This window comes from Deinococcus pimensis DSM 21231 (assembly GCF_000519345.1).
Taxonomy (GTDB): domain Bacteria; phylum Deinococcota; class Deinococci; order Deinococcales; family Deinococcaceae; genus Deinococcus_A; species Deinococcus_A pimensis.
Genome location: NZ_KI912656.1, coordinates 7,702 through 10,370 on the forward strand (window position 1 = coordinate 7,702; position 2,669 = coordinate 10,370).

Genomic DNA, 2,669 nt, shown 5'->3' on the forward strand with positions numbered 1-2,669 from the left:
GGAGTCCGTGCTGTCCGGGGCGGGCCGAACGCTCCTCGGGAACTGGCTGCGGCTCGGCCTCACGCCCCACCCGGACGAACGTGAGGCGGCGGGCCGCGCGTGACGCGGCTCCCGCACGACCTGAACGACCCGGCGTGGCTGCACGGCCTCACGGCCTTCACCACCGTCCGCGTGCGCGGCGGCGAGCCCCTGCTGTGGGACGAGCACGTGGAGCGCCTCGCGGGGACCTGCGCGTTCCTGGGCCTGCCCGATCCACGGAAGGAGGCCCGAAGGGTGCGCGACCTGATCGGCGCGCACGACGAGGGCCGCGCGCGCCTCACGGTGACCCTGGGTGGGCTGCACCTGACCGAGGGGCCGCTCACGAGGCTTTCCCGGAGCGTCCTTCAGGGGGTGAGCGTGCTCGTCACGGACGTGCGCGTCCACCCCCAGCTCGCGGTTCACAAGACGGGCAACTACCTCCCGTACGTCCTCGCGGGCCGCCACGCGCACGAGCGGGGCGCCTTCGAGGGCCTGCTGCTCGGGGAAGGCGGCGCCGTCGTGGACGGGAGCCGCACGAGCCTCCTGCTGGACATCGGCGGTGAGCTGGTCGTGCCGACCGGGGGCCTGCCGGGCGTCACGCGTGCTGCTCTGCTCCGTCTGTGGGGCCGTGCCTGGAGCGAGCGGCCCGTGAGCGCGCAGGACCTCGCGCGCGCCGACCACGTCTGGATCGCCGGGAGCGGCGTGGGCGTGCTGCCCGTGCGGGAGGTGCTGACGGACGGGCAGGCCCTGAGCTTCGAGGTACGGAACGTTCCGGCCCTGCACCCGGCGTTCGTGCCGCCACCGAACGTGTAAAAAACATGGGCGGTGATCCTTCGGATCATATAATGGCTGTTAACCTTAGCATATCTTAAATACATGAGCGACGATATATTTTATTTAAGCACGTTGCCCAGTGAACGACTAATTAGTCATCTGGAGCGTGAGGTAAACTTTCTAAAAAGCCGAGAGCTGAGTTACGAAGAGAGAATCTCCTCAATCGAGCGATTGAGGAGATTAATTGCAGCACTGGAATTGCAGAACATCAGCCCCAGCTAAAACGAAGGCGCGACCCGTGGGCCGCGCCTCTTCCCTTGACCGGTGTCCTCAGCGGTGCCGGGACTCGGACTGCGTGACGCGCTCCGACTGGAGGCGGCCGCCGCCCGCGCGCTCGTCGAGGGCGATGGCGCCCGCGCCCTTCATCACGGCGAGGGCCTGATCGGCCATCTCGGCGTCCTGATCGCGCGCGATGACCATCACCTTGCCCTGCTTGAGGGCGTCGTAGTAGCTCAGGGCGATCCGCTCGGGCACACCCATGCGCACCAGCAGCTTCACGTAGTCACCGTGATCGCCGCCGGATAGCGCGCCGAAGAAGCCGCCGAGGCCCAGCCCGGCGATCGCGCCGAACATGATGCCCAGCAGGCCGCCCTCGTGATAGACGCGCGCTTCCGGGATGAGCCAGAGCAGCAGCCACGTGGGCACCGCGAGACCCACGCCCGCGAGCAGGCCGAGCCAAGCGCCACGCATGACCGCGCCCGACCCGGCGGGCGCGCCCTCCTCGGGCGACACGCCCGTCTCACGGGCGAGCTGGTCCTCCGTGACGGGATCGAGGAGTGAGAAGGCGAGGTGGTCGCGCGAGTAGCCGCGCTCCAGGAGGTTCGCGAGCGCCTGCCGCGCCTGGTTGGGTTCGTTAAACAACGCAACGACGCTTTCCATCTCATGTGTTGTAGCACGAGCGGAGGTGACGGTGGGCAGGACAAGAATCACCCGCTTTGAGCAAAGAGCCAGAAAACGCCGATCAGGACGAGTGACGGGACGTTCGTTCCGTCGGGGTGCGCCTTTCGTCGGTTGCTCGCTCCCTTCGGGGTACTTCGTACACCGCTCGGGGGCCTGCGGCCCGGCCGGGTTTTTCGCGGCACACCTGCGCTTCACGCCCGTCCCTCACGGGCCGGTCGTTCCGCTCCGGTGCGCCTTACTTAGGCAACTCGCTCCGCTCGGGGGCCTGCGGCCCCGGCCGGGTTTTCGCGGCACACCTGCGCTTCACGCCCGTCCCTCACGGGCGCGGGTCGTTCCGCCTCCGGTGCGCCTTACTTAGGCAACTCTGTCCGCTCGGGGGCCTGCGGCCCCGGCCGGGTTTTCGCGGCACACCTGCGCTTCACGCCCGTCCCTCGCGGGCCGGTCGTTCCGCTCCGGTGCGCCTTTCGTCGGCTGCTCGCTTCGCTCGGGGGCCTGCGGCCCCGGCCGGGTTTCAGTTCGCCACGATCAGGCGCAGCAGCGTCCCGCTGAGGGTCGCGCGGCGGGCCAGCAGGAGGTGATGGAGGGCGTCGCGGACGTTCGCCTCCTCGGGCAGGCGGGCGCGGATCTCCTCGAGGTCCATCTCGCCGTCCTCCGCGACCTTGAGGAACTCCTCGATGTTGCGGGCGACGCGGCGGGCCTCCTCGGCGTTCTCGGGGACGTGCACGCCGTCCTTGCGGACGCTGCGGACCTTGCGTTCCTTCGCGGCGCGCGTCTTCTCGAGTTCCTCCTTGAGGCGCGTGATCTCGGTGTTGAGGCGCAGCACCTCGGCGGTGAGGCCCTCCACGGCGCGGCCCGCCTGGAAACGCGACTCGTCCGTGAGGCGGCGCGCCGCGCGCAGGCCCGCGCGGTAGCCGCGG

Annotated in this window: 3 protein-coding genes; 1 reads left to right on the forward strand and 2 read right to left on the reverse strand. The window is 69.5% G+C overall.

What is annotated here, in order from left to right; all coding sequences use genetic code 11:
• Positions 1-99: 99 nt before the first annotated feature.
• Positions 100-831 (forward strand): aminotransferase class IV, encoded by a 732-nt coding sequence (locus DEIPI_RS0115955; protein WP_027482431.1) that lies wholly within the window; start codon positions 100-102, stop codon positions 829-831.
• A gap of 291 nt (positions 832-1,122) precedes the next feature.
• Here the strand turns inward: DEIPI_RS0115955 and DEIPI_RS0115960 are convergent, their stop codons facing one another.
• Complete coding sequence (locus tag DEIPI_RS0115960; protein WP_027482432.1) at positions 1,123-1,731, reverse strand: hypothetical protein; 609 nt, start codon at positions 1,729-1,731, stop codon at positions 1,123-1,125.
• Between the two features lie 532 nt (positions 1,732-2,263).
• Positions 2,264-2,669, reverse strand: a 406-nt coding sequence (locus tag DEIPI_RS31730; RefSeq protein ID WP_045234496.1) for a hypothetical protein, incomplete at its 5' end; no start/stop codon positions are given.